The following is a 247-nucleotide window of genomic DNA, read 5'->3' on the forward strand; positions in this document are numbered from 1 at the left end:
CCCGAACACCGTGCGCAAGATCGTGCGGCTCGCGGCCATCGAATCGGGAGCGCGCGTGGTCGAGGTGGGCCCGGGGCTCGGGTCGCTGACGCTCGGCATCACCGAGATCGGCGCCGATGTGACCGCGGTCGAAATCGATGATCGCCTCGCGGCCGAGCTTCCGGTGACGGCGCCGGCGATGCTGCCCGACGTTTTTGCCGACCCCGCGCATCCGCGCCTCCGTCCCGTGCGCAGCCACGCTCTCGAG

The 247-nt window shown here is 71.7% G+C and carries 1 protein-coding gene; it reads left to right on the top strand.

The genetic code is table 11. The features are described from left to right. Positions 1–247 (top strand): rRNA adenine N-6-methyltransferase family protein (locus AMS65_RS17900; protein WP_277620070.1); only part of this gene is annotated, 247 nt, incomplete at both ends.

The organism is Leucobacter celer subsp. astrifaciens (assembly GCF_001273835.1).
GTDB lineage: Bacteria > Actinomycetota > Actinomycetes > Actinomycetales > Microbacteriaceae > Leucobacter > Leucobacter celer.